Below are 1,204 nucleotides of genomic sequence, written 5' to 3' on the forward strand. Positions count from 1 at the left end.
ACGGCGAGGGCGACGACGACCGCGGTCGCCCCCGCCGTCAGACCGGTGACCCAGGCCCACGAGGGCAGTCGGGCAGCCACGGGACGCATCTCCTCCGCTACGGGGCCCCGTCCAGCATCGGGGGTCGGACAATCGTACTCAGTCCAGGACCGGCAGCAGCTCCGGCAGGTGCCCGTCGGACGCCTCGGCGGCCCGCTGCCGCTCCTCGGAGACCTCGCCGTAGAAGGTGGTGCGCGGCCTGGCCGGGCGGCCGGCCGCCTCGGCCACCGCGATCAGGTCGCGGACCGACTTGTACGAGCCGTAAGACGAGCCCGCCATGCGGGAGATCGTCTCCTCCATCAGGGTGCCGCCGAGGTCGTTCGCGCCGGAGCGGAGCATCTCCGCCGCCCCCTCGGTGCCCAGTTTGACCCAGCTCGTCTGGATGTTGGGGATCCAGGGGTGCAGCAGGAGCCGGGCCATCGCCGTCACCGCCCTGTTGTCCCGCATGGTCGGGCCCGGGCGGGCGATCCCCGCCAGGTAGACCGGGGCGTTGGTGTGGACGAACGGCAGGGTCACGAACTCGGTGAAGCCGCCCGTCTCCCGCTGGATGCCGGCCAGCGTGCGCAGGTGGCCGAGCCAGTGCCGGGGCTGGTCCACATGGCCGTACATCATCGTGGACGAGGAGCGGATGCCCAGTTCGTGCGCGGTCCTGATCACCTCGATCCAGGTGGCCGTGGGCAGCTTGCCCTTGGTGAGCACCCAGCGGACCTCGTCGTCCAGGATCTCCGCGGCCGTCCCCGGGATGGAGTCCAGCCCGGCCTCCCTCGCGGCCGTCAGCCACTCGCGGACGGACAGCCCGGTGCGGGTCGCGCCGTTCACCACCTCCATCGGCGAGAAGGCGTGCACGTGCATCCCCGGCACCCGCTCCTTCACCGCCTTGGCGATGTCGAAGTACGCCGTCCCGGGCAGGTCGGGGTGGATGCCGCCCTGCATGCACACCTCGACCGCGCCGACGTCCCACGCCTGCTGGGCGCGGTCCGCCACCTGCTCCAGCGACAGCGTGTAGGCGTCGGCGTCCGTGCGGCGCTGGGCGAAGGCGCAGAACCGGCAGCCGGTGTAGCAGACGTTGGTGAAGTTGATGTTGCGGGTGACGATGTAGGTGACGTCGTCGCCGACCGCCGACCTGCGCACGTCGTCGGCCACCCGGCACAGCGCGTCCAGCGCC

The 1,204-nt window shown here is 71.9% G+C and carries 1 protein-coding gene; it reads right to left on the reverse strand.

The window, feature by feature from the left end:
- Positions 1-138 precede the first annotated feature (138 nt).
- A partial coding sequence (gene cofH, locus H5J33_RS35870) for a 5-amino-6-(D-ribitylamino)uracil--L-tyrosine 4-hydroxyphenyl transferase CofH (RefSeq protein WP_181798819.1) occupies positions 139-1,204 on the reverse strand: 1,066 nt, incomplete at its 5' end.

Origin of the sequence: Streptomyces sp. WELS2 (assembly GCF_013870595.1) — a bacterium.
In the GTDB taxonomy this organism is placed as follows: Bacteria; Actinomycetota; Actinomycetes; order Streptomycetales; family Streptomycetaceae; genus Streptomyces.